Below are 22,899 nucleotides of genomic sequence, written 5' to 3'. Positions count from 1 at the left end.
ATATAGGAGCCGACTGTATGAATGAGCAGATGAAGCAGGAACTCATTGAATGGGGCGTTGACTGGAAAGAAGTCAGTGAACGTTTCATGGGGAAGGATGAACTGATTGAGAAGTTTATGCTGAAATTTCTTAATGATGCCAGTTTTGCCCAGCTTCAAAAGGGCTTAGAGGAGAAGGACGTTAAGGAAGCGTTCGAAGGCTGCCATTCCCTGAAGGGCGTTGGCGGTAATCTTGGGCTTCAGGGCTTCCTGCCGGACGTACTTACTCTTACTGAGATTCTCAGAACTGAGTCCCTTGATGGCTCAGAGGAACTTTTTGAAAGAATTAAAAAATCCTATGATGAACTCATAGGAATTTTAAAAAAGTATGCTTAAAGCTCTTCAAATTCTATATTTGAAGAATCAAGGAAGGCTGTGATATAACTGTCCCAGAGCTTTTCGTAGGATTTATCCATGGAGAAGCCTGACAGGGCAGCTCCCGTAGTGATGGTTATAGCACCATCCTTGAATTTAATGATCATAACAAGAGATGAGACGAGTGATCGTACTTCTGAGTATTCTTCAGAAGACAGGAGCTCGTCTTTTTTGTCGCTATTAAGACACAGCAGGAATTTAAAGGACAAGGGAGTGCGTTTTCCCTTTATGAGATCAAAGCATCTCTGCCTTACTTCAGACCATGGAGTAAGGGTTCCGGTGGGAGCACCTTCCTCATCTTCGCCGTAAAACTCTTTGTTGATGTGCCCGTCAATTGTGTATGTGTTTGCTACAGCTATCTCTGCGCTGTCTAACAGAAATGCATCAAATACCTCTGATGCCAACAACTTTGCCATGAAATTTTTAGTGCTTTTTATTTTGATTGCAATCATTGTTAATCCTTGTCTCGATAGAATATACTCTATATTTTATCATTGTGGTAAAATAGTGTCAGTAATAAAGTGAGGAAAAACGAATGCATATAGCGGTTTTTGACGACAACATAGCAGACAGAAAACATTTGGAACGGCTACTTGGCAGACAGTCTGACAGATATCAGAAGGAAGGCAAGGAGCATTTTTATATTGACTCTTATGGAAATATTGAGGCGCTTCTTAGATTTCCTCAGATGTATGACATTATTTTTATCGATAAGACTACGCTGGAGACAGAGGATACACATTTCAGGAACGGCCTGGATGTCGCAAGGATTCTTTTTGAAGCAGGCGGAATAAAAAATATCGTTATGTGTTCGTCAAAATATGACTACGAGGTCATGGCAAAGGAAGAGGGCATGTATGATAAGATGCTCTACCTGAAAAAGGATATCAGACCAAGTGACCTGGAAGCGGTGCTTTCCGAGTGCGAAGTCAGAATCGGCAATCCTGTTCCCAAGCTTGAGCTTCGCGGCGAGACTGATACCATATATGCAGAGGAGATGGACATCATCTACGCCAAGGCCAACGGCCCCTTTAAGGTGGATGTTTTTCTTACAGAAGGACGCAGCATCTCGCTGATATCGGATATTTATAACCTCTATGAGCAGTGTGAGATTTTCAGATATATTTGTCCTGTTTCTCAGACTTCAATGATCAACGTCAAGCACGTGGTCAAAGAAAGCTTTACCGGCGTTGTTATGGATAACGGCGCCAAGGTAAATGTGTCACCTCTTTACAAGGTGAATATTAAAACTGTAAAAAAGCGCATTGAAGAAGACGAGAAGCGCTGATTGGAAGATAGATATGATAGCTGGTAAAAAAGTAGTCGCATTATGTACAACCAGAATAAGTGATTCAACGGTCCACAGTTTTGTGAAGCTGCTGAGCAGACGGCTCCAGTCACATAACATTGGACTTTTGATTTTTACGCTTAATACGGATCTGTATTGGGAAGAAGATGTATACCATTCCGAGGCATCTGTATTTAAGATTATTCCATATGATCTGATCGATTGTCTGCTATACATGGATGAGCGTGTAAAGTGTCGCAGAATCGGCGAGAGCATAATCGCCAAGGCAAAAGAACGCAACATTCCTGTTCTTGTTTTGGATGGTCAGTATGAAGATACCATAAGTGTAGGCTTTGATTACCCTGCAGGCTTTGAGAAAATAGTAAGACATGTAATGGAGACCCATGGGGTTCGAAGACCGCATATGATGGCGGGGCATAGGAACAATAAGTTTTCTGATGACAGAATTGCTGTTTTTCGAAAGGTTATCGAGGAATATGGTATAAGGTACAGTGATTCAATGGTGAGTTATGGCGATTTCTGGGCAGTACCCACAAGAGTTGCCACAAGAAAGCTCATAAAATGCAGCGACGAGCTGCCTGATGCCATCATCTGTGCCAATGATATTATGGCCATAAATGTCTGTGATGTTCTGATGGACGCCGGAATATCAGTGCCGGAGCAGGTCATTGTTACAGGTTTTGATGGAGTTGAAGAGACCAATTATTCTGTGCCCAGAATTTCCACCGTTAATTGCAGTAACGCTGTTTTTGCAAAAACTGTAGCAAATTACGTTATTGAGCATATAGATAAAGAGCCTGAATACAGAACCTGGAATATCGCCGTTATCCCTGAGCTTGAACTGAAGGAATCCTGCGGTTGTATTCATGTAAAAAATCAGGACCTGTCAAATGTTGCATCATTAAATGACAGATTCTACAGATACTTCGATGATGTCAGGGTTTTATATGGTATCACAGCCAGGATGCAGCTTTGCAAGCATGTAAATGAGCTGTCGGGCATGCTTCATAAATATGTTTTAAATGATACCTTTGATATGCATGATTTCAGCGTGGTTTTGTATAAGTACTGTCTGGACAGAAGTCATAATATCTTCGATGAAGAGGGGCTAGTGCCTGATTATGATAAGAGGGTAGTGATCTGTGATCATACCAGCAAGGAGGCATATACCAGAGATTTGGAAGAGGGTGAGCTTTTGCCGGGACTAGAGAAGCTGGTAGCTACAGGGCAGCCGCTTATTTTTAATGCTCTTGATACATTGGATAAGCCCCTGGGTTATGTATGCTATTGTTTTGACAGTTTTAATATAATCGACTACTCCAAAACAGCGCTTATAACCAATTCCATCACAACCGGTGTCTGCAATTTCATAAATATGCATTATCAGCGCTATCTGTCAGAGAAGGTCGATGAGATGTTTAAATATGATTTACTCACCGGACTGTATAATCGAACCGGGTTCATGCGCGCATTTGAAGGTGAGAAGGGTGATGTATTTCGCGAAAAAGGTTGCATGACAGTAATCATGGCAGATATTGATGACCTTAAAATAATAAATGACAATTATGGCCACGAAGCAGGCGATAAGGCTATTTCTGCTGTGGCATCAGCACTTAAGAAGGCTAGCCCTGATGATGCACTCTGTATGAGGTTTGGCGGAGATGAGATGCTGATAATCATTCCCGGTAAGTGTGATGCTAAGTTGATAGTTGAAAAGGCAGAAAAGATTATAGATAACGTCAATATGACTTCAGAGAATTCCTATAAGTTGTCAGTTAGCTGCGGCTATTGTGAAGTCAACCTGACCGGGAAACTCGACTATGATGCAATCGTACATCTCGCTGATGAAAAGATGTACAGCGTAAAGAGAAAGAAAAAAGAAAATAAGAAAGAATAAAACAGGTAAAAATAATACCTCCTGTCAATTATGTTTCTTGGCGGGAGGCTTAATTTAATCGGTTCTATCTAAATACTATTTCCATTCCGGACATGTAGATAAATGCACATAGCCCGATTTGAATAAGTAGAATAAGAGGCAGGAAAACCAAAAAGTACCAGTGCTTTGTCTTGTGACGGAATATGAACATACCGGCTATGCTTCCGATACTCCCGCCAATGACAGACAAAATAAAGAAGACAGACTCCGGAGTTCTGAAGCCGTGCTTCTTGGATTTTCTTTTATCATTTCCCATGGTTAGAAATGCAACGATATTTAAAAATAACAGATAAGATATGATAAGTTCTAATGAGTTCATGGGTCTAATTGTAGCTGATAAAATGGCTTATTACAACTGCGGTGGGCGAATAAAAAAATAATTAAAATTTTTTTTATTTTTCTGCAACCTTTTGCAAACTGCCTCGCACTATATAAATGTAAATAAAAACTTCAATGTGAAGAAAAGGAGATAAACTTATGAAAACAAACAAAAAAATCGCACTTTTACTTGCTATAGCTATTATGATTTCGGCTATATCTGTGGCACTTCCTATGGAAGCAAAGGCATTTGACGGCTGGATGAACCATATTCAGCAGGTATCTCTGGATGCAGATCTTTCGTCCTTATTAGCTGATGCTCATAACTGGACATACGGAACAGGACCAAGGACAAGCAAATATGGCAATGAGACAGAAGAATACTGGTTTCAGATATTTAAGGTAAGTTTTCCATATAGAAGTACACTGACCATAACCAAGCAGTCTCAGGATAAGGCGCATTTTATTGGGACTGGTGAAGCGGCTTTTGCGATGAACTTTGGTGTATATGATGCAAATGGCAATTCATGCATAGATGATCATGGTCAGTATATGTTTTCTACTTTTCATGATTTTACGACAGAAAGCAAAGGCAGCTATACCTCATATGAATATAATGCAGCTAATGGCCTTTATACATTTAAGGAATATGTGGATGTTAATCCAGGAACATATTATATTGCAGTAAAACAGGATACTTTTTATGCGCAGACAGCTGCAGATCTTGAAGAATATATACCCAAGACTCATTTTACCTGCACAATCCACGCTGAGTCCCTGGATGATGCGCTCACAAAGAAAGTACTTGCATCAAAGCCTTATATACAGTCAGCAAAGACTTCAAAAAAATCAGTAAAATTAAAGCTTAGAAAGAACAGCTATGTGAGCGGGGCAAAATTCGAAATCCAATATCGAGTAAAGGGTGCCGGAAAATGGGATAAAGTTACTGCGAAAAAAGCATCCTCATTAAAGGTAAAGAAGCTTGCTAAAAACATAAAGTATCAGTTCCGTGTAAGACAGACAGCTAAAATAAACGGGAAGACCGTACATGGCAAATGGTCCAATGTAAAAACGGTCAAAGTAAAATAATAGTTTTTGTAAATTCGCAGGAGAGACAATTGAAAACACCGACTGAATTAACGGAAATTATATCTGATTTTATCGAAAAGAGAGACAGTGTGCTTTTTGAAAAAATCTATGAGAAGACATATGGATATTTGTTTACCTGTGCCATTCATATTCTTAAGGACGAAGATGATGCCCAGGATGTTGTCCAGGATGCTTTTATAGAGATTTATAAGGGACTTCCCTCAATTAAGGAGCCGGAGAGCTTTCTTAGTTGGGCAGCTACAATAGTTAACAGAAAATGCTTTGCGGCTCTAAAAAAGAAGAGAGATGTTCTGGTAGATGAAACCACAGATGATGAAGGCAATATCACGGACTTTTTTGAGAACATTAAGGATGATGATGCTTTTATTCCTGAGAATCTTTTGGATGACGAGGAAAGTGTGCGTCTTATCAGGGAAATAATAGACGATCTGAATGATGCCCAGAGACTTTGCGTGGTTTCGTTTTATTTTAATGAGATGAAGCAGGAGGATATTGCAGCTGAATTCGGTATGCCTCTTAATACGGTAAAATCGCATCTTAGCAGAGCTAAAGCGAATATTAAGAAAGCGGTAATGGATATGGATAAGAAGGGAACAAGACTATACGCTCTTGCTCCGTTCATGCTGCTGCTTTTTACAAGAGATGCAAAGGCCTGCCAGGTTGCTCCGATGTCAGAAGCGCTTAAGAATTTATGCAGAAATGCAGGTGGTAAGAGCTTTGATAACAGCGCAGATGGCGTAACAGATGCCATTAAACAAGGTGGAGCAGTAGCAGGAAAAAAAGCGATAGGTAAGCTGCCGCTTATAATTGGCACAGCAGCAGTGGGAGTCTCCGGAGTTATAGGAGCGTCGATTATATTTGGAAACAGTTCTGCAAAGGATGTTTCAAGCGGGCAGGAGACTGTTCTAGAGGAAAACATAGACAATGGCTCCGATTTGGCTATGGATAGTGATAAGGAAGAATCAAATGATGGAGCAGAATTACAAACAAATGAAGCTGGGGCTGATATAGCTGGTGAAGCTACTGCAAATAAAGAATTATCAGAAGACAGTAGTGAAGAAACAGGGCAGGGAAATGCTGAAAATTCTTATACACTTAAGGAAATCGTGGATCTTTCCGGGTACGAGTCATACGGCATTGCAAATGGTGGAGTGATCCCTGTCAGGAAGGACGGAATGTGGGGAGCAATAAATTACGAGGGTGATCAGCTTGTTCCCTGTCAGTTTGGGAGCCTGTATGCAGCGCCAAATCTTGTCGGCACAGTCATATTTAATGATTTAATTTATGACGAGAACGGTTATGTAACTAACTATAATGGTACGCCTGTATTTGACATATTTGATTCTCAGGGCAATTCATTGTATTCCGGAGAATGTGAAAGTGCAGTTGCTTCAGGATCATTGTACGGGATTGTAGAACCAATAAACGTAAGTGATGACGATTATTATTATACTACCAATGTGAAGTATTTTGATTACAGTGGTAATGAGGTTTTGTCTACAATCAGAACTAATGAGACCTGCAGCTTTATTTATGGTGCAGCCCCGGATGGGAAGATAACTGTATTTCAAAACGAGGCCAATGATGATTATATGTATGATAGGGTAGGATACCTTGATTCAGAAGGAAATGTCAGCTGGATTGGAAATATCTACGAGGGACCAAGTATTGTTGATAGTGGAGAATATGATACCGGTGATTCGCAGGGAGAATGGAAAGCAATTGCACATAGCGGATCTTCGCCAAGATTTTCAGGTTGTCCACTGACATCTATAGTCGATGGATATTTTGTAGTAATGTATCCGCCATCAACAGATGACATGTGTGTTTATGATACCGGTCTTAGCAAGATTACTGATTTTGAGGTTGAAGGATATGGTGGACGCGGCGCAGAGGGAACTTGGTTTCGTGAATATTACTATGATGGAAATAATCTGATCAATTATGGCCAGAAAGCGGTAGTGATGCTGGGCGGAAAAGATTACCTGGTTGATTTTACAAATCCTGGATGCTATGACCCTTCTTCTGCAGTATGCACATACGATTGCATCCAATTATCTGCAGAAAAATATTGGCTGATCGGTGATGGCGATAAATGGGGATATATAGACCATGATGGAAAAATGGTAAATGAATATGACGATGCAACCGAGTTTTCCAATGGACAGGCCCTGATCATAACTGACGGCGAAGCAAAACTTATTGATGAAGACTTTAATGAAATACAGAATTTGGGCCAGGCAGATGGAGTAACCTGCCTTGGAGAAATGTTCAGGATAGTCAGTGGTGATAAGGCAAAGTTCTACGCGCCGGATAATGCTTAATTTTGTTTACGCACGCTGTTTTTCATGCTAGAATATGTAGTACGCAAAACTATGTATGAACGCTGCATTTAGAAGCACTTTTTATTACAAGAGGAATGGATTAGGCATGAGTTATAAGTTAGTAGTAGACAGTTGCACAGATTTGACTGAAGAATTAAAAAAGGATCCCAGAATCGAGGTAATACCTCTGATTCTTCAAATTGGTGATTTTACAGTTCTTGATGATGAGAATTTTGATCAGCTTGATTATATAAAAAGAGTTGCAGAAAGCGATACATGTGCTAAGTCAGCATGTCCCTCGCCCGACAGATATAAAAGAGCTTATGAGTGCGATGCTGATGATGTTTATGTTGTTACACTTTCATCCAAGCTCAGTGGCAGTTACAACAGTGCTATCCTTGGCAGAAGCATCTATCTCGAGGATGTAGGCGAGAAGAATATTCATGTATTCGATTCTCTTTCAGCCTGCTGTGGTCAGACCAATGTAATGCTGAAGATCATGGAATGCGCTGATGCAGGACTTCCCTTCGAAGAAGTGGTTGAGAAGGTTGAAGAATACAGAGATCACATGGACACCTATTTCGTTCTGGATTCACTGGATACCCTTCGCAAAAATGGTCGTCTTACAGGAATGAAGGCAATTGTTGCAACTACGCTTAACATAAAGCCTGTATGCTATGCCATTGAGGGAACGATCGCTCAGTGGGGACAGGGGATAGGCATGCGCAAGGCTCTTATTAAGATGGCTGAGCTTGCTGCTCAGAGAATCGTTGATCCTGAGAATAAAACTCTCATGATCACTCACATCAACTGCTATGAGAGAGCAGAGGTTGTAAAGGATCTCATCCTTTCAAAGGTTAATTTCAAGAGAGCGATCATTGTGGATGGTGCAGGTGTTGCCACGACCTATGCAGGTGATGGCGGTATAGTTGTAACCTGCTGATATCGTTTTTATATCAATTTACAAATAAAAATACCGGACTGCTGCATAATACAGCTGTCCGGTATTTCATTTGTGCCAACTTGTCAGACACATTGTTCTTATATAGTTATGTAGGAATTACTTTTTGCCTTCTACTTCCTGCATCTTCATAGCGCGAACTTTGCATGAGAGACCAAAGAGATTGATGAAGCCCTCTGCGTCGTGGTGGTCATAAAGGTCACCGGTCTTAAAGGATGCGATGGATTCATTGTAGAGTGAGTAGGGTGATGTTGTGCCTTCCTTGATGATGTTACCCTTGTAAAGAGCGAACTTTACTTCACCTGTCACATACTTCTGAGTGGACTCGATGAATGCCTGCTCTGCTTCGCGAAGAGGTGTGAACCATTTTCCTTCATATACAAGGTCAGCAAACTTGTTGCCCATATCCTTCTTCATGGTGTATGTGTCACGATCAAGAATGAGCTCTTCAAGCTGCTGGTGTGCCTCATAGAGGATTGTTCCGCCGGGTGTCTCATATACACCACGGGACTTCATACCAACTACACGGTTCTCTACGATATCTACGATTCCGATTCCGTTCTCGCCGCCAAGCTTATTAAGTGTGCGGATAATATCAGAAACCTTCATCTCTTTTCCATTAACTGACTTGGGAACGCCGCCTTCGAATGTCATGGTTACGTGAGTAGGTGTATCAGGTGCGTCCTCAGGTGTTACGCCGAGAACCAGAAGGTGCTTGTAGTTGGGAGCCTGTCCGGGATCCTCAAGTTCAAGACCCTCATGAGAGATGTGCCAGAGGTTACGGTCACGGCTGTAGCTGCTGTCAGCTGAGAATGGAAGATTGATTCCATGCTGCTTACAGTATTCAATCTCTGATTCACGGGAATCCATTGTCCACTTGTCATTTCTCCATGCTGCAATGATCTTGATGTCAGGTGCAAGTGCCTTGATTCCAAGCTCGAAACGGATCTGGTCGTTACCCTTACCTGTTGCACCGTGGCAGATAGCTACAGCGCCTTCCTTGCGGGCAATCTCAACGAGCTTTTTAGCAATGAGAGGACGGGCCATGGATGTACCAAGCAGATACTTGTTCTCATAAACGGCATGAGCCTGAACACAGGGAACAACGTACTCATCGCAGAACTCATCGATAACATCAAGAATGTACAGCTTGCTGGCACCGCAGCTAATAGCTCTATCATTAAGACCGTCAAGCTCTTCTTCCTGACCACAGTCGATGCAAACACAAACAACTTCGTAATCAAAATTCTCTTTCAGCCACGGAATGATAGCTGTTGTATCAAGTCCGCCGGAATATGCAAGTATTACTTTTTCTTTTGCCATTTTTCCTTTTCTCCTCTCAAATCCAAAATCAATGAACAAGAACAATATACAACATAAAAATCGATAATGCAATAATTTTATGCATAAAAATAAACTAAAATGCATTTTAATTGCATAAATATAAAAATTGCTTGCATAAATACGAAATATTGATTATACTACTGCATAAAGTTTATAATATTTTTGCATACTGTTATAAAGGAAGCAGAGGAAACTATCATGATTAAAGTAGGAATAATCGGAGCTACAGGCTACGCAGGAGCAGAGATTGCAAGAATTCTGTACAACCACCCGATGGCTGAGGTTGTATGGTATGGATCAAGAAGTTATATAGATGAAAGATTCAGTTCTATATATGGAAACTTTTTTGAAATAGTAGATGATGCATGTCTCGATGACAATATGGAGGAGCTTGCTGATAAGGTAGATGTGATTTTCACAGCAACACCCCAGGGACTTTGTGCAGGACTTGTTAATGAAGAGATCCTTAAGAAGGTTAAGATCATCGACCTGTCTGCTGATTTCAGACTTAAGGACGTATCCGTTTATGAAAAGTGGTACGGCATCGAGCACAAAGGTGTTCCTTATATAAAGGAAGCTGTTTACGGATTGTGTGAGATAAACAGAGAGACTATTAAGGATGCAAGAATTGTTGCAAATCCCGGATGCTACACCACCTGTTCCATTCTTACAGCTTATCCTCTTGTTAAGGAAAAGCTAATTGACCCTAACACACTGATAGTTGATGCATTAAGCGGAGTATCAGGAGCAGGAAGAGGTGCCAAGACAGCCAACCTTTACTGCGAAGTAAATGAAAGTGCAAAGCCTTACGGCGTAGCAAACCACAGACATACACCTGAGATTGAGGAGCAGCTCGGTTATGCGGCAGGTGAAGAGATAGTGATCAACTTCACACCTCACCTTGCACCCATGAACAGAGGAATCCTTGCAACAGAATATGCATCTCTTATAAAGAAGGCGGACGGAAGCCTTCCCACAGAAGAAGAGATAAGAAGTGCATACGAGAAATACTATAAGGATGAGTTTTTCATAAGAGTACTTCCCAAGGGAGTTTATCCCGAGACCAGATGGGTAGAGACCAGTAACTACGTTGATATAGGCTTTAAGATCGATGAGCGCACAGGCAGAATCATAATGATGGGTGCTATCGATAACCTGGTGAAAGGCGCAGCAGGTCAGGCAGTTCAGAACATGAACATTTTGTTTGGCCTCGATGAAAAGATGGGCCTTGATATGGTTCCTGCTTTCCCGTAATGGAAGGGGCTTTTTCACAAGAGGTATTTAGTTATTGAGGAGAGTTATGAAATGGTTCGCACAATGAAAATCGAAGACTATGAGCAGGTCTTCGAGCTTTGGAATTCAATAGAAGGATTTGGAATCCGCACTATAGATGATTCCTTCAAAGGAATAAGTAAGTTCCTTAAAAGGAATCCCGATACATGTGTGGTGGATGTGGAAGAAGGGCAGATTGTAGGAGCTATCCTATGCGGACATGACGGCAGAAGAGCATGCTTCTATCACGTGTGTGTAAGAGAGGATTACAGACGACATCACATCGGCAAGAAAATGGTGGAGTTTTGCATCGAAAAGCTTAAGGAAGAGGAAATCTGCAAAGTGGCCCTGAATGCCTTTGTTACCAACAAGGTGGGGAATGCATTCTGGCAGCGCATGGGCTGGACACTTAGAGATGATATGAACTACTACGATTTTGCGCTTAATGAAAACAATATTACTGAGTTTATACATAAGTAATCACCTGGCTTTTGTCAGATAGTTACTTCATATAATATGGAGGCGATTATGAAGATTATAGAAGGCGGAGTTACAGCAGCTAAGGGATTTAAGGCAGCCAGCACAGAGGCGAATATTAAATACAGCGGACGTGAGGACATGCTGCTTATTTACAGTGAATCACCCTGTACGGCGGCAGGCGTTTTCACAAGCAATGTTGTTAAGGCAGCTCCTGTTGTGTGGGATAAAAAGATATGCGACGACATTCATCCGGTTCACGCTATCGTGGCTAATTCCGGAATAGCAAATGCCTGCACGGGAGAAGAGGGCAAAAAGATCTGCGAGGACACAGCAATCTGCGCAGCTAATCTTCTTGATATCCCCAAGGATTCCGTACTTGTGGCATCAACCGGCGTCATCGGAATGCAGATGGACATAAGTAAGCTTGAAAAGGGTATCGAGCAGATGGTGCCAAAGCTTTCTGATTCATTAGAAGCAGGAACCGGTGCCGCAAAGGCCATAATGACCACAGATACACATAACAAGCAGATGGCTGTAGAGTTTGAGGTTGGCGGTAAGACCTGTACCATCGGTGCTCTTGCCAAGGGTTCAGGAATGATCCATCCCAACATGTGTACAATGCTTTCTTTTGTAACAACAGATGTGGCTATATCCCATGAGCTTTTGAAGCAGGCTCTGAAAAAGGTAGTGGTTGATACGTTCAATATGATCTCTGTGGACGGCGATATGTCCACCAATGATTCACTTATGGTACTTGCTAACGGCGAAGCAGGTAACGAAGAGATCACAGAAAAGGGTGAAGCCTACGACAGCTTTGAAGAAGCGCTTTATAAGATCTGCTATGAGATGGCAAGAATGCTTGCAGGCGACGGCGAAGGTGCCACCGCACTTTTCACTGCACATGTAAAAAATGCAGATACTAAGGATAACGCAAGAACTCTGGCGAAGTCGGTAATCTGCTCATCTCTTACAAAAGCCATGATCTACGGTCATGATGCAAACTTTGGAAGAATCCTGTGCGCGCTTGGTTATTCAGGTGTCGCATTTGATCCCGAAAAAATTGAACTCAGTATTGAGAGCAGCAAGGGAAGCGTCCTTCTTTTTAAGGATGGAAAGCCCCTTGATTTTGATGAAGAATATGCGACAGGAATCCTCTCAGAAAAAGAGGTCATCGCTCAGGTTGATATGAAAATGGGAAGCGAAGAAGCTACGGCCTGGGGCTGCGATCTTACCTACGATTATGTGAAGATAAACGCAGACTATAGAAGCTGATGTTACGGTCATATTTTGAGTAGAGCGTCGGCGAGGTATTTGGTTCAGTAAAGCTTGCAGAGAATAGCAAGATGAGGAGGACAAAAAAGTGGACAAGGATATGCAGGAAGTAATGAAAAAAGCGGAAGTGCTGATCGAGGCCCTTCCTTATATTCAGAAATTCAACAGGAAGATCATCGTTGTAAAGTACGGCGGAAGTGCCATGGAAAACGAAGAGTTCCAGAAGAACGTCATCAAGGACGTCACACTTCTTAAACTGGTAGGCTTTAAGCCCATCATCGTTCACGGCGGCGGCAAGGCTATCAGCAAGTGGGTCGGCAAAGTGGGCAAGGAAGCTCAGTTCATAAACGGCCTTCGCGTCACCGATGATGAGACCATGGAAATAGCAGAGATGGTCCTTAACAGAGTTAATAAATGCCTTGTAAGAATGGTCCAGGAGATAGGCGTAAAGGCTATCGGAATAAGCGGTAAAGATACCGGACTTTTAAAGGCAAAGAAAAAGCTCATCGATGGCAAGGATATCGGATACGTTGGAGAGATCACTGAGGTTGATCCAAAGGTTCTCTTTGATCTTCTTGATAATGACTATCTGCCTATCGTGGCACCTGTAGGAATGAATGAAAACTTTGAGACCTTCAATATAAACGCTGATGATGCAGCCTGCGCAATCGCAAAGGCTGTACACGCAGACAAGCTTGCATTCCTTACAGATATAGAGGGTGTTTACAGGGATATCAATGATCCTTCAACCTTCATATCAAGGCTCACTACATCTGAGGCAGATGCGCTTATAGCCAGCGGCAACATCGGAGGAGGAATGCTTCCGAAGCTTGCAAACTGCACAGATGCAGTAAAACAAGGCGTTCATACAGTGCATATTCTTGATGGTAGGATTCCTCACTGCTTACTGCTTGAGATATTTACCAACAAGGGTGTCGGAACAATGTTTATGCCCGACGGGGAGGAGACCATAGCATGAGCGAAAAAATGAAGCAGTACATTGAAAATGCAGAGCAGGACCTTCTGCATACATATAACCGTTATCAGATAATCCTCGATAAGGGCGAGGGCGTGCATCTCTATGATATGGATGGCAAAAGCTATCTGGATTTCGTGTCGGGAATAGGTGTATTCGCACTTGGCTACGGCAATAAGGAATACAATGATGCCCTTAAAAATCAGATAGATAAGGTTATTCATACTTCAAACTATTACTACAACATGCCTGCCATTGAGGCTGCAAGAAAGCTCAAGAAGGTATCCGGGATGGACCGCGTATTTTTCACAAACAGCGGAGCTGAGGCAGTTGAAGGAGCTCTTAAGGCTGCAAGAAAATATGCCTTCTTAAGAGATGGAAATACTGATCATGAGATAATCGCTATGAATCATTCCTTCCACGGACGTACCTTCGGTGCACTTTCTGTAACAGGTAATCCGCATTACCGCGAGGCATTTGAGCCTATGATCGGTAACATTAAATTTGCGGACTACAACAGTATAGAAAGTGTCATGTCCAATATTACGGACAAGACCTGTGCTATTATTATGGAAACAGTTCAGGGCGAGGGTGGAATTCATCCCGGAACAGAGCAGTTCCTTAAGGAAGTAAGGGCTATCTGTGATGAAAAGGATATACTTCTTATTCTTGATGAGATACAGTGCGGTATGGGCAGAACAGGATACATGTACGCATGGCAGAAGTTTGGTGTAAAGCCTGACATTATGACTACAGCGAAAGCCCTTGGCTGCGGCGTACCTGTTGGAGCCTTTCTTATGACTGAGAAGGTTGGTCAGAATTCACTTGTTGCCGGCGATCACGGAACCACTTATGGCGGTAATCCGCTGGCATGTGCTGCAATAGACAAAGTTCTTGATTTATTCGAGGTGAACAATATAATAGATAACGTGAGAGAGGTTTCGGTATACCTCGAAAAGCGTCTTGATGAATTAAAGGGACGCCACTCAGATATCATAGACAGACGCGGAAGCGGACTATTGCAGGGACTTGAATTTGATCATCCTGTAGGCGAGATCATTAACAAAGCTCTTGATAACGGGCTTATTTTGATAAATGCAGGAACCAATATCATTAGATTCATACCGCCGCTTGTCATTACTACTAAGGATGTTGATGACATGATGGAGATTCTTGAGCCCTGTCTATAAAAACAGAGGTAGATATGAAGATAAGATATAGGCTGCTTGGAGCAGTTCTAATTATAGCGCTGCTGCTTGCAGCTTTTTATTATGCGAAGTCAGGTCAGAAACTCACTGAGGACAGACCTATTTTTGGTGCCAACGACAAGATCACATTAAGGCTCTGGTACACGGATGAAGCACTGACAGATTACCTTACAAACAAGGTCGTTGAGTTCAATAATTCCAGCAGGAAGTCCAGAGTTGAGCTGGAGTGTGTTTCAGGACTTGAATATCTTGAGGAGATTGGCAAGGCATCTATCGAGGAAGAGAATTATCCCGATGTTTTCATTATGACCCATGATTCTCTTGAGAAAGCATACCTTGCAGGACTTGCATCAGAAGTTGAGAGTTCGGAATTCTTGACAGATGAGTCTAACGGATACAGTCCCGCTGCCCTTAATGCTGTCAGCTACAAGGATAAATATATCGCTTATCCCTATTATTTTGAGACAAGCTCACTTCTTTATAATAAGACTTATCTTGAGAATGAAGTAAAAAGCAGGCTCCAGGCTGCCATCGATGCTGCTGAGGGCGAGGCTGCCCAGGCTGAGATTGACGCCGCAGAGGGTGACATCGAAGAGGGTGATACCGAAGCTGCAGAGAATGAGGTAATAGAGCTTGATGATGCTCAGGTACAGGCTGAGCTTGAGAATATTCTTCCCAAGACAATCGAGGATATTCTTGTTTTTGCTAATGAATATAATGCCCCGGACACTGTAGAATCCGTCTTTCAGTGGGACGTTACGGATATTTTCTACAACTTCTTTTTCGTGGGTAATTATCTGAATCTTGGCGGCACAGCAGGTGATGATGCCAGTCAGATTGATGTTTACAATGAAAATACCATCAATTGCATGAGCTTCTACCAGCAGCTTAATCAGTTCTTTGCTATTGATGAGGGTGCTGTTTCATACGATAAGGTTTTGCAGGATTTCATAGACGGCAAGACCGTATTTACTGTGGCTACATCAGACGCAGTTGCCAAGATCGAGGCTGCTAAGGCTGAGGGTAAATGCTCATTTGAATATGGCGTAACTCCTATGCCTGCGCTGAACGAGCAGTATGCAACAAGAACCATGTCAGTAACAGACTGTCTTGTAATAAACGGATTTACAGAGCATATGTCAGAGGCCAATGCTTTGGCAAAGTTCCTTTGCAGCGAGGATACAGAGACCATGTACACCATGAGCGGCAAGCTTGCAGCTAATTCTCTGGTTAATTATTCCAATGGATCACTGGCATCCTATGTATCTGTTTACGGCAATTCAGTACCTATGCCTAAACTCATGGAGACCAGCAATTTCTGGGTTCTTCTTGAGATTGCTTTTGCCAATATCTGGGATGGCTCGGATGTTAACCAGACACTTCGTGAACTTTCCGAAAATATTAAGCTTCAGATAACCGGAGAAGAGGTTCATGAGGAAGTGCTTCCGGATGCGACAGTTATCATAACTGACGGCCAGGAAGAGGAATGACATAATTAACAAAAACTTCCCGTAAAAAGGGCATTTATTTGTAATTGTTACAAAAATATTACATATATCTTGCAAGTGGATTTTGTTTCAGCTATTATGATAATTAGCGTGGTGGGGACCTCCGTAATTATGGAGGAAACATGCAAAGATATAAGAAAATCAGTACACTGATAATTTTATCCGCTCTTCTTTTAGTCAGCGGATGCAGTAAGAAAAACACGGAAATCATATTAGCTGAGCCGACTCAGGTCAGCGAGGATTCAAATGAAAAAGCAGTAAGTGAGGGAGAGAAACAGGAGACTGACAAGGCAGACGATTCATCTGCTTTAGAAAGTGCGGATGAAGATGAGCCCGAAGAAGCAAAATGCGTTATGGTGCATGTTTGCGGTGCTGTTTTATGCGAAGGAGTCTACGAACTTCCAGCAGGCAGCAGAGTTGTTGATGCCGTTAAGGCAGCAGGCGGGTTTTCAGGTGACGCCGACAGTTCTTTTGTTAATCAGGCCCAGGTCCTTGAGGACGGAGTTAAGCTAAGAATTCCGACTATTGAAGAGAGCAGTGCTCTTAATCAGGATGCAGCATCAGATAATGGCGCAGGCCCGCAGACGGCAGGAATAAGCGGCGGGGGCGAAGCATCAGATCAGGGTGAAAAGTCCTCTGATGGCAAGGTGAATATAAATACCGCATCAGAAACAGAGCTTTGCACCATACCGGGAATAGGCCCCGGGAGAGCTAAGAATATCCTGGCTTACCGCGAGGAAAAAGGGAAATTTGGAACTATCGAAGATATCAAGAATGTATCAGGTATCAAAGATAAGTTCTTTGCAAAGATAAAAGATTATATAACAGTTTAGCGTATGGAGTGAAGAAAAGATGGCTAAAAAGGTTCTTGTCGTTGATGATGAGAAAACAATTGTAAAGGGAATAAAGTACAGTCTTGAGCAGGACGGTATGAAGGTTGACAGTGCTTTTGATGGTGAGGAAGCACTTGAGCTTGCCAAGAATAATGCTTACGACATGGTACTTCTTGATGTAATGCTTCCCAAGATGGACGGTTTTGAAGTTTGTCAGCAGATTCGCGAATTTTCTTCAGTTCCGATCGTTATGATCACAGCCAAGAGCGATGATATGGATAAGATCCTTGGTCTTGAGTACGGCGCAGACGATTACATCACAAAGCCTTTCAATATCCTTGAAGTTAAGGCGAGAATCAAAGCCATAATGAGAAGAACGACTAAGGCAGATACTCAGGCCAGTGTTCTTACATTTGGAGAGCTTGTAATAAATGAAGAGTACAGAAGAGTCTATGTTGGTGACAAGGAGATTAATCTTACCAGCAGAGAGTTCGATGTTCTCGAATTCCTTGTATCAACTCCGGGCAAGGTTTATAACAGAAGTGAGCTTTTACATGCCATCTGGGGTGAGGATTTCCCCGGTGACGAGAGAACAGTTGATGTTCATGTAAGAAGACTGAGAGAGAAGCTTGAGAAGAGCCCCAGTGAACCCAGATACGTTCGTACCAAGTGGGGATCAGGTTACTTCTTCCAGGCATAATCAGGATAGCTGTGACGACGTATGATATTTAATCCTTTTAAAAGTCTTAGGTTCAGAATATTTTTAATGGTCTTTTTCACGGGGCTGGTTTCATGCCTCGTGATTCATTTTGCAATAATCGAAAGCTATGAGAACAGAGCTGTGAGCGTCAGAGAGTCTGAGGTTTCTACGCAGCTTATGATTCTGGCAAATCACCTTATCAATTACAATTATTTTTCCGATACGACTTCGGACGTTATCAACGCAGAGCTTGATCTTATTGCCAATCTCTACGATGGTCGTGTTATGGTCATTGATAATAATCTTCAGATTCGTAAGGATACTTACGGAATCAGTGACGGTAAGATTATTATCTCGGAAGAGGTTGTTAAGTGTTTGAAGAACGGAAGTGCAGGGGCCAGTACTGTTTACGACAGGAACAACGGTTACATAGAAATGACGGCTCCCATTACAGAGACACTTACCTTTGAAAGCGGCGACGTGGCTGCCGGGGAGAAATCTCAGGATGTTGTAAGAGGTGTTTTGCTTATAAGCGTATCGACCGAGTATATCAGAAACACCATGAATATTCTTACAAGAAGAGCTGTTTCAATAGAGCTTATTGCGGTTATTCTCATTCTTGTATCAGCATGGTGGGGATCCGGAAAGCTTCTTCGCCCATTCGACAGAATCACTTCCGCAATCAATGACGTTAAGGCCGGCTTTACAAATGACCCCATAGAAGGCTCACAGTATTATGAGACAGAGCATATAATCACAGCTTTTAATCAGATGCTGCAGAGGATGAATGATCTGGATGCATCCAGACAGGAATTCGTTTCAAACGTATCGCATGAGCTTAAGACACCGATAACCTCAATGAAGGTGCTTGCAGATTCGCTTATCATGCAGGATGAGGTTCCTAACGAAGTCTACAGGGATTTCATGGAAGATATAGCAGCAGAGGTGGACAGAGAGAATCAGATCATAAACGATCTGCTTGAGCTTGTTAAGATGGATAAAAAGGCTACATCTCTTAATATCACAACAGTTGATGTGGTTCAGATGATGGAAGTCATCATGAAGAGAATGAGGCCTATTGCCAGAAAGAGAAATATTGAGCTTACCCTCGAGACCACAAGAGAAATAAGTGCTGAGATTGACGAGGTTAAGCTTTCACTGGCTCTTATGAATTTGGTTGAGAATGCGGTTAAATACAATAAGGACGATGGCTGGGTCAAGGTTAAGCTTGATGCGGATCATAAATCTTTTACCTGCGAAATCAGTGATTCCGGAATAGGAATACCGGAAGACAGTCTTGATAAGATATACCAGAGATTCTACAGAGTCGATAAATCAAGATCCAGAGAGATCGGTGGAACAGGACTTGGACTTTCAATCACTCACAGCGCAATACTTATGCACAGAGGAACTATTGATGTGCAGAGTATTGAGGATGAGGGAACAATATTCACAGTAACAATACCGCTTAAATACATGCAGTCACAGGAATGAGAAGATGAGATCAGAGACGAAAAGGATTTTAAATTTAATACCTTGTCTTTTACTTATCGTGAGCACCCTTTTAGGATGCTCTAAAAGTGCTGACATGGATCAGGATAAAGTGGTACAGGTCTATTATATAAACAACGATGAGACCGGAATTCTTTTTGAAGACTACGAAGTTAAGGCTGATATGGAAGACACTGAAGCAGTCATTGAAGAGCTGCTTGATAAGATGCAGACTATGCCCGAGAAGCTGGAATATGAGGCACCTATTTACGGCCCCATTAAGCTTCTTTCCTATTCGTATAACACAGGGCTTCTGACCCTTAATTTTGACAGCAGTTATGTTGAGACGGATGTTACTATCGAGATTCTGGACAGGGCAGCTATGGTGCGTACACTGACACAGATTCCTGACGTAGAGAATGTTGCGTTTATGATCGCAGGTAATCCGCTTACAGACGTTAACGGCAATATTATCGGAAATATGTCGGCGGACAGTTTTGTCTATAACGCAGGTAACGAGATCAACACCTATGAGAAGGTTGAGCTGGTGCTTTATTTTGCAACAGAAGATGGTAAGAATCTTGTACCGGTTTACAGAAGCGTTGTATATAACAGTAATATCCCGATGCAGAGGCTTGCTATGGAACAGCTTCTTAAAGGACCTAATACAGATGTGGCGTTTCCTACTTTGAATTCTCAGGCCAAGATCAATTCCGTATCCGTCAGAGATGGCGTATGCTATGTAGATTTTGATAATAATTTCCTGATACAGCCCAATGCTGTATCTGCCGATGTTGCAATATATTCAATCGTTAATACACTCTGTGCTATCACAGATACCAATAAAGTTCAGATTTCCGTTGGCGGAAGTTCTGATGTTATTTTCATGGAGACGGTTTCCCTGGGAACCGTATTTGAAAGAAATCTAGATATAGTTGAGTAATATTTATGAAGAGACCGCTTTGCGTATTTACCATGCTGGTAGCGGCGGCTGTTCTTATTCTCATAATGATTTTTCCGCAGGATTATTATTCTGATCTGCCCGATCGGGCGCATATTACACAAACCGGAGAAGTGATCGGAAAAGAATTAAAAACAAATAGTTACAGTGGAGAAAAGGAGCTTATTGTGAAAATGAAGCTCCTTGATAGGGACTACCATGCCCTTGCATACCTGAGCCCTGATTATGAGCCTGACATTGGACAGATAATCAGGGTCAGCGGGGAATGCAGGTGTTTTGACAGTGCAAGAAATCCGGGAGAATTCGACAGCCGTAGCTACTACAGAACCTTGAAAACTGCATATAGAATTAAAAATGCCAAAGTACTTGGCGTGGGCGGTGACAGGGATTTCATAAAAGAAGGAATGTATGACCTTAAGATGAGTATCGAGAATGTCATGGATTCCTGTATGGAACCTGAAGATGCCGGAATAATGAAAGCCATAGTACTTGGTGATAAGAATGAACTTGATGACGAAATAAAAGATATTTATAAACGAAATGGAATAATTCATATAATTGCTGTATCGGGATTACACATATCTCTTATAGGTCTTAGTCTCTATAAGCTGCTTCGTAAGACCAGCCTTTGGACTCTGCCATCTGCGATAATCGCAGCTACAGTAATGTATCTATATGGCGTTATGTGCGGAATGAGTACTTCAGCTTACAGGGCAATATTGATGTTCGCAGTAAGGCTTTTTGCAGATGTTATTGGAAGAACCTACGATATGCTGTCGGCATTGTCGTTGTCTGCGATGCTTTTGCTGTTGGAACAGCCGCTATACATAACAAACAGCGGGTTTCTGCTTTCTTTTGGGGCGATTATCGGTATAGGATATGTTCTGCCGGCTTTCCCTGTATTTATCAGAACGGGATTTCTCAAACCGATTTCCGCAAGTCTTGCAATTACAACAGTCACCCTTCCTGTGTATACGTCATTCTATTACACCTTCCCGATTTTCTCTGTTTTCCTGAATTTGTTGATACTTCCCCTTATGGGAGTTCTGATGCTTGGAGCTTTGCTTTGCAGTGCTGTAGGAGCGCTTTTTGTGCCGGCAGGACAACTCTTTGGACTGATAGATCACTACATTCTTAAGTGGTTCCTTATTTGCTGTAACACAGGGGATATGCTGCCCTTTGGAACCTGGTATGTAGGCCATTCCTGTGCTTTTCAGGTGGCAGTGTACGTGATTATGCTGGTTGCCTTTGTACTGATTTTTCAGTGGGAGAAGGAGAGCATGGATACGGAAGATAATGAGAGAGGGCATGATAAACGGGACTCAGAAGTCTGCGTGAAAGAGAGGGAGAAAACTAAGAAGAAAGCTGATCGGAAGTGGTTAGTGGTAAGGTGGACTCTTCTTTTTATCGGGATGGTGGTGCTGTGCTACAGACCGTCTCCTGAACTTAAGATTACTGCCGTGGATGTAGGACAGGGAGACGGAATTGTTATTGAGTCGAAGGGGATTCACATGATGATCGATGGAGGAAGTACTTCCAAAAAGGATGTGGCTAAATATCAACTTGTGCCATTTCTTTCATACGAGGGTATTGGTGCTCTTGATGCGGTTATTCTTACCCATGAGGATGAAGATCATATGAGCGGTATTCTTGAGCTTATGGGGATGATGGAAGAGAGAAGAAGTAATATCAGAATCAGAAATCTGATCCTGCCGGATATTGGCGAAGCTTCAAAAGGAGATAATTACCGGATGCTTGAAGCGAAGGCAGCAGGCCTTGAAATTCCTACGTCTTATGTGAAGCAGGGTGATGAGCTGAATCTTGACTCCGCATGCCTTCGCATAAAGTGCATCGGTCCTGTGTCTAAGATGGTTACTGATGAGCCAAACGCTTATTCTACAATATTGCTGTTAAAGTGCGGCGACTTCAGTGGCCTTTTTACAGGGGATGTTGAAGGCACGGGACAGGAGAACCTAAAGGAGTATATACGTAAGAACCCAGACGAATTCAGTAATTTAACACTTCTTAAGGTTGCACACCACGGAAGCGGCTATACCACCGATGAAGAATTCTTAGAGCTCATCCATCCCAGAATTTCACTTATCAGTTGTGGCGTAGACAACCGCTATGGCCATCCTCACAAGGAACTTGTGGAGAGACTTGAGAAAATCGGAACCAGGATATATAGGACTGATGAGAGCGGAGCTATTACGCTCGAACTCCGGCATAGCAAACTGATTGTGGATACATTTATCGAAGATATGCACGTTAATGATGAGTGACACATTTTAGGATATTAGTGCAGTTTGTTTTTTAAAAACGGTTTTAAAAAAGGAAAAAGAAGGGGAATATGCTATAAAGACACGCATTTGAGCCTAATTTGTTAACGCACGTGTCGACGATTTGAAAATCCAACACGCATATGATTGGCTTTACCCCAAATGCGTGATTGCCTATGGCTAGTAGGGGAGCGGTGGACACGC

At 42.3% G+C, this 22,899-nt stretch carries 20 protein-coding genes; 17 read left to right on the top strand and 3 right to left on the bottom strand.

The features are described from left to right. The first annotated feature begins 17 nt into the window (after positions 1-17). Complete coding sequence (locus G603_RS0103815) at positions 18-374, top strand: Hpt domain-containing protein (protein ID WP_051197409.1); 357 nt, start codon at positions 18-20, stop codon at positions 372-374. On the opposite strand, the gene G603_RS0103810 is transcribed toward G603_RS0103815, so the two are convergent. Beyond that, the gene (locus G603_RS0103810; protein WP_026523243.1) at positions 371-865 is read right to left on the bottom strand and encodes a DUF5721 family protein; all 495 of its coding nucleotides are present in this window, start codon (positions 863-865) and stop codon (positions 371-373) included. The genes G603_RS0103815 and G603_RS0103810 overlap by 4 nt on opposite strands. A gap of 83 nt (positions 866-948) precedes the next feature. Between G603_RS0103810 and G603_RS0103805 the strand changes: the two genes are divergently transcribed. Together G603_RS0103805 and G603_RS0103800 are read left to right on the top strand one after the other, a co-directional pair. Continuing rightward, on the top strand, positions 949-1,701 hold the full coding sequence (locus tag G603_RS0103805) for a response regulator (protein ID WP_026495251.1): 753 nt from the start codon (positions 949-951) through the stop codon (positions 1,699-1,701). A 13-nt stretch (positions 1,702-1,714) separates the two neighbouring features. Then, positions 1,715-3,619, top strand: coding sequence for a GGDEF domain-containing protein (locus G603_RS0103800; protein WP_026669366.1), 1,905 nt, complete (start codon positions 1,715-1,717; stop codon positions 3,617-3,619). 64 nt (positions 3,620-3,683) lie between these two features. Here G603_RS0103800 and G603_RS21885 read toward each other — a convergent pair whose 3' ends face one another. Continuing rightward, positions 3,684-3,977, bottom strand: coding sequence for a DUF1294 domain-containing protein (locus G603_RS21885; protein WP_081667104.1), 294 nt, complete (start codon positions 3,975-3,977; stop codon positions 3,684-3,686). 158 nt (positions 3,978-4,135) lie between these two features. Here G603_RS21885 and G603_RS0103795 point away from each other — a divergent pair, with 158 nt between their 5' ends. From G603_RS0103795 to G603_RS0103785, 3 genes are all read left to right on the top strand, one after another. Then, on the top strand, positions 4,136-5,065 hold the full coding sequence (locus G603_RS0103795) for a fibronectin type III domain-containing protein (RefSeq protein ID WP_026523245.1): 930 nt from the start codon (positions 4,136-4,138) through the stop codon (positions 5,063-5,065). A 29-nt stretch (positions 5,066-5,094) separates the two neighbouring features. Next, complete coding sequence (locus G603_RS0103790) at positions 5,095-7,410, top strand: sigma-70 family RNA polymerase sigma factor (protein ID WP_026669365.1); 2,316 nt, start codon at positions 5,095-5,097, stop codon at positions 7,408-7,410. A gap of 106 nt (positions 7,411-7,516) precedes the next feature. After that, the gene (locus G603_RS0103785) at positions 7,517-8,353 is read left to right on the top strand and encodes a DegV family protein (RefSeq protein WP_026669364.1); all 837 of its coding nucleotides are present in this window, start codon (positions 7,517-7,519) and stop codon (positions 8,351-8,353) included. A gap of 117 nt (positions 8,354-8,470) precedes the next feature. Here G603_RS0103785 and G603_RS0103780 read toward each other — a convergent pair whose 3' ends face one another. Beyond that, positions 8,471-9,694 carry an argininosuccinate synthase gene (locus G603_RS0103780; protein WP_026523248.1) on the bottom strand — a complete coding sequence of 408 codons (1,224 nt, stop codon included), beginning with the start codon at positions 9,692-9,694 and terminating at the stop codon, positions 8,471-8,473. A gap of 219 nt (positions 9,695-9,913) precedes the next feature. Between G603_RS0103780 and argC the strand changes: the two genes are divergently transcribed. From argC to G603_RS0103725, 11 genes are all read left to right on the top strand, one after another. Continuing rightward, positions 9,914-10,969: an N-acetyl-gamma-glutamyl-phosphate reductase gene (gene argC, locus G603_RS0103775; RefSeq protein ID WP_026669363.1), complete on the top strand. Its 1,056-nt coding sequence runs from the start codon at positions 9,914-9,916 to the stop codon at positions 10,967-10,969. A 51-nt stretch (positions 10,970-11,020) separates the two neighbouring features. Further along, entirely contained in the window at positions 11,021-11,467 is a 447-nt protein-coding gene (locus G603_RS0103770; protein WP_026523250.1) for a GNAT family N-acetyltransferase, read from the top strand. A 48-nt stretch (positions 11,468-11,515) separates the two neighbouring features. After that, a complete protein-coding gene (gene argJ / locus G603_RS0103765) occupies positions 11,516-12,739 on the top strand; it encodes a bifunctional ornithine acetyltransferase/N-acetylglutamate synthase (RefSeq protein ID WP_155832609.1) in 1,224 nt (407 codons plus the stop codon). Positions 12,740-12,839: 100 nt separating this feature from the next. Next, a complete protein-coding gene (gene argB, locus G603_RS0103760) occupies positions 12,840-13,718 on the top strand; it encodes an acetylglutamate kinase (protein WP_035791984.1) in 879 nt (292 codons plus the stop codon). After that, positions 13,715-14,905, top strand: coding sequence for an aspartate aminotransferase family protein (locus G603_RS0103755; RefSeq protein WP_026523253.1), 1,191 nt, complete (start codon positions 13,715-13,717; stop codon positions 14,903-14,905). Before argB ends, G603_RS0103755 begins: the two co-directional genes overlap by 4 nt. A gap of 14 nt (positions 14,906-14,919) precedes the next feature. Then, entirely contained in the window at positions 14,920-16,413 is a 1,494-nt protein-coding gene (locus G603_RS19135) for a sugar ABC transporter substrate-binding protein (RefSeq protein WP_051207429.1), read from the top strand. Between the two features lie 140 nt (positions 16,414-16,553). Next, positions 16,554-17,264, top strand: a complete 711-nt coding sequence (locus G603_RS0103745) for a helix-hairpin-helix domain-containing protein (RefSeq protein ID WP_026523254.1) — start codon at positions 16,554-16,556, stop codon at positions 17,262-17,264. A gap of 19 nt (positions 17,265-17,283) precedes the next feature. Next, on the top strand, positions 17,284-17,964 hold the full coding sequence (locus G603_RS0103740) for a response regulator transcription factor (protein WP_026669361.1): 681 nt from the start codon (positions 17,284-17,286) through the stop codon (positions 17,962-17,964). A gap of 66 nt (positions 17,965-18,030) precedes the next feature. After that, positions 18,031-19,458 (top strand): sensor histidine kinase, encoded by a 1,428-nt coding sequence (locus G603_RS0103735; protein ID WP_242829592.1) that lies wholly within the window; start codon positions 18,031-18,033, stop codon positions 19,456-19,458. 94 nt (positions 19,459-19,552) lie between these two features. Next, a complete protein-coding gene (locus G603_RS0103730; protein WP_051207427.1) occupies positions 19,553-20,398 on the top strand; it encodes a GerMN domain-containing protein in 846 nt (281 codons plus the stop codon). A 5-nt stretch (positions 20,399-20,403) separates the two neighbouring features. Next, entirely contained in the window at positions 20,404-22,698 is a 2,295-nt protein-coding gene (locus G603_RS0103725) for a DNA internalization-related competence protein ComEC/Rec2 (RefSeq protein WP_026669359.1), read from the top strand. Positions 22,699-22,899: the final 201 nt, after the last annotated feature.

The sequence above is a fragment of the Butyrivibrio sp. AE3006 genome (assembly GCF_000424165.1).
In the GTDB taxonomy this organism is placed as follows: domain Bacteria; phylum Bacillota; class Clostridia; order Lachnospirales; family Lachnospiraceae; genus Butyrivibrio.
This window is presented reverse-complemented; position numbering and strand designations above follow the sequence as displayed.

Coding starts and splice junctions, on each gene's coding strand:
- G603_RS19135 (WP_051207429.1), top strand. CDS start 14,920: ATGAAGATAAGATATAGGCTGCTTGGAGCAGTTCTAATTATAGCGCTG.
- argJ (WP_155832609.1), top strand. CDS start 11,516: ATGAAGATTATAGAAGGCGGAGTTACAGCAGCTAAGGGATTTAAGGCA.
- G603_RS0103810 (WP_026523243.1), bottom strand. CDS start 865: ATGATTGCAATCAAAATAAAAAGCACTAAAAATTTCATGGCAAAGTTG.
- G603_RS0103755 (WP_026523253.1), top strand. CDS start 13,715: ATGAGCGAAAAAATGAAGCAGTACATTGAAAATGCAGAGCAGGACCTT.
- G603_RS0103730 (WP_051207427.1), top strand. CDS start 19,553: ATGGATCAGGATAAAGTGGTACAGGTCTATTATATAAACAACGATGAG.
- argB (WP_035791984.1), top strand. CDS start 12,840: ATGCAGGAAGTAATGAAAAAAGCGGAAGTGCTGATCGAGGCCCTTCCT.
- G603_RS0103770 (WP_026523250.1), top strand. CDS start 11,021: ATGGTTCGCACAATGAAAATCGAAGACTATGAGCAGGTCTTCGAGCTT.
- G603_RS0103745 (WP_026523254.1), top strand. CDS start 16,554: ATGCAAAGATATAAGAAAATCAGTACACTGATAATTTTATCCGCTCTT.
- G603_RS0103725 (WP_026669359.1), top strand. CDS start 20,404: ATGAAGAGACCGCTTTGCGTATTTACCATGCTGGTAGCGGCGGCTGTT.
- G603_RS0103795 (WP_026523245.1), top strand. CDS start 4,136: ATGAAAACAAACAAAAAAATCGCACTTTTACTTGCTATAGCTATTATG.
- G603_RS0103735 (WP_242829592.1), top strand. CDS start 18,031: ATGGTCTTTTTCACGGGGCTGGTTTCATGCCTCGTGATTCATTTTGCA.
- G603_RS21885 (WP_081667104.1), bottom strand. CDS start 3,977: ATGAACTCATTAGAACTTATCATATCTTATCTGTTATTTTTAAATATC.
- G603_RS0103740 (WP_026669361.1), top strand. CDS start 17,284: ATGGCTAAAAAGGTTCTTGTCGTTGATGATGAGAAAACAATTGTAAAG.
- G603_RS0103780 (WP_026523248.1), bottom strand. CDS start 9,694: ATGGCAAAAGAAAAAGTAATACTTGCATATTCCGGCGGACTTGATACA.
- G603_RS0103815 (WP_051197409.1), top strand. CDS start 18: ATGAATGAGCAGATGAAGCAGGAACTCATTGAATGGGGCGTTGACTGG.
- argC (WP_026669363.1), top strand. CDS start 9,914: ATGATTAAAGTAGGAATAATCGGAGCTACAGGCTACGCAGGAGCAGAG.
- G603_RS0103800 (WP_026669366.1), top strand. CDS start 1,715: ATGATAGCTGGTAAAAAAGTAGTCGCATTATGTACAACCAGAATAAGT.
- G603_RS0103805 (WP_026495251.1), top strand. CDS start 949: ATGCATATAGCGGTTTTTGACGACAACATAGCAGACAGAAAACATTTG.
- G603_RS0103785 (WP_026669364.1), top strand. CDS start 7,517: ATGAGTTATAAGTTAGTAGTAGACAGTTGCACAGATTTGACTGAAGAA.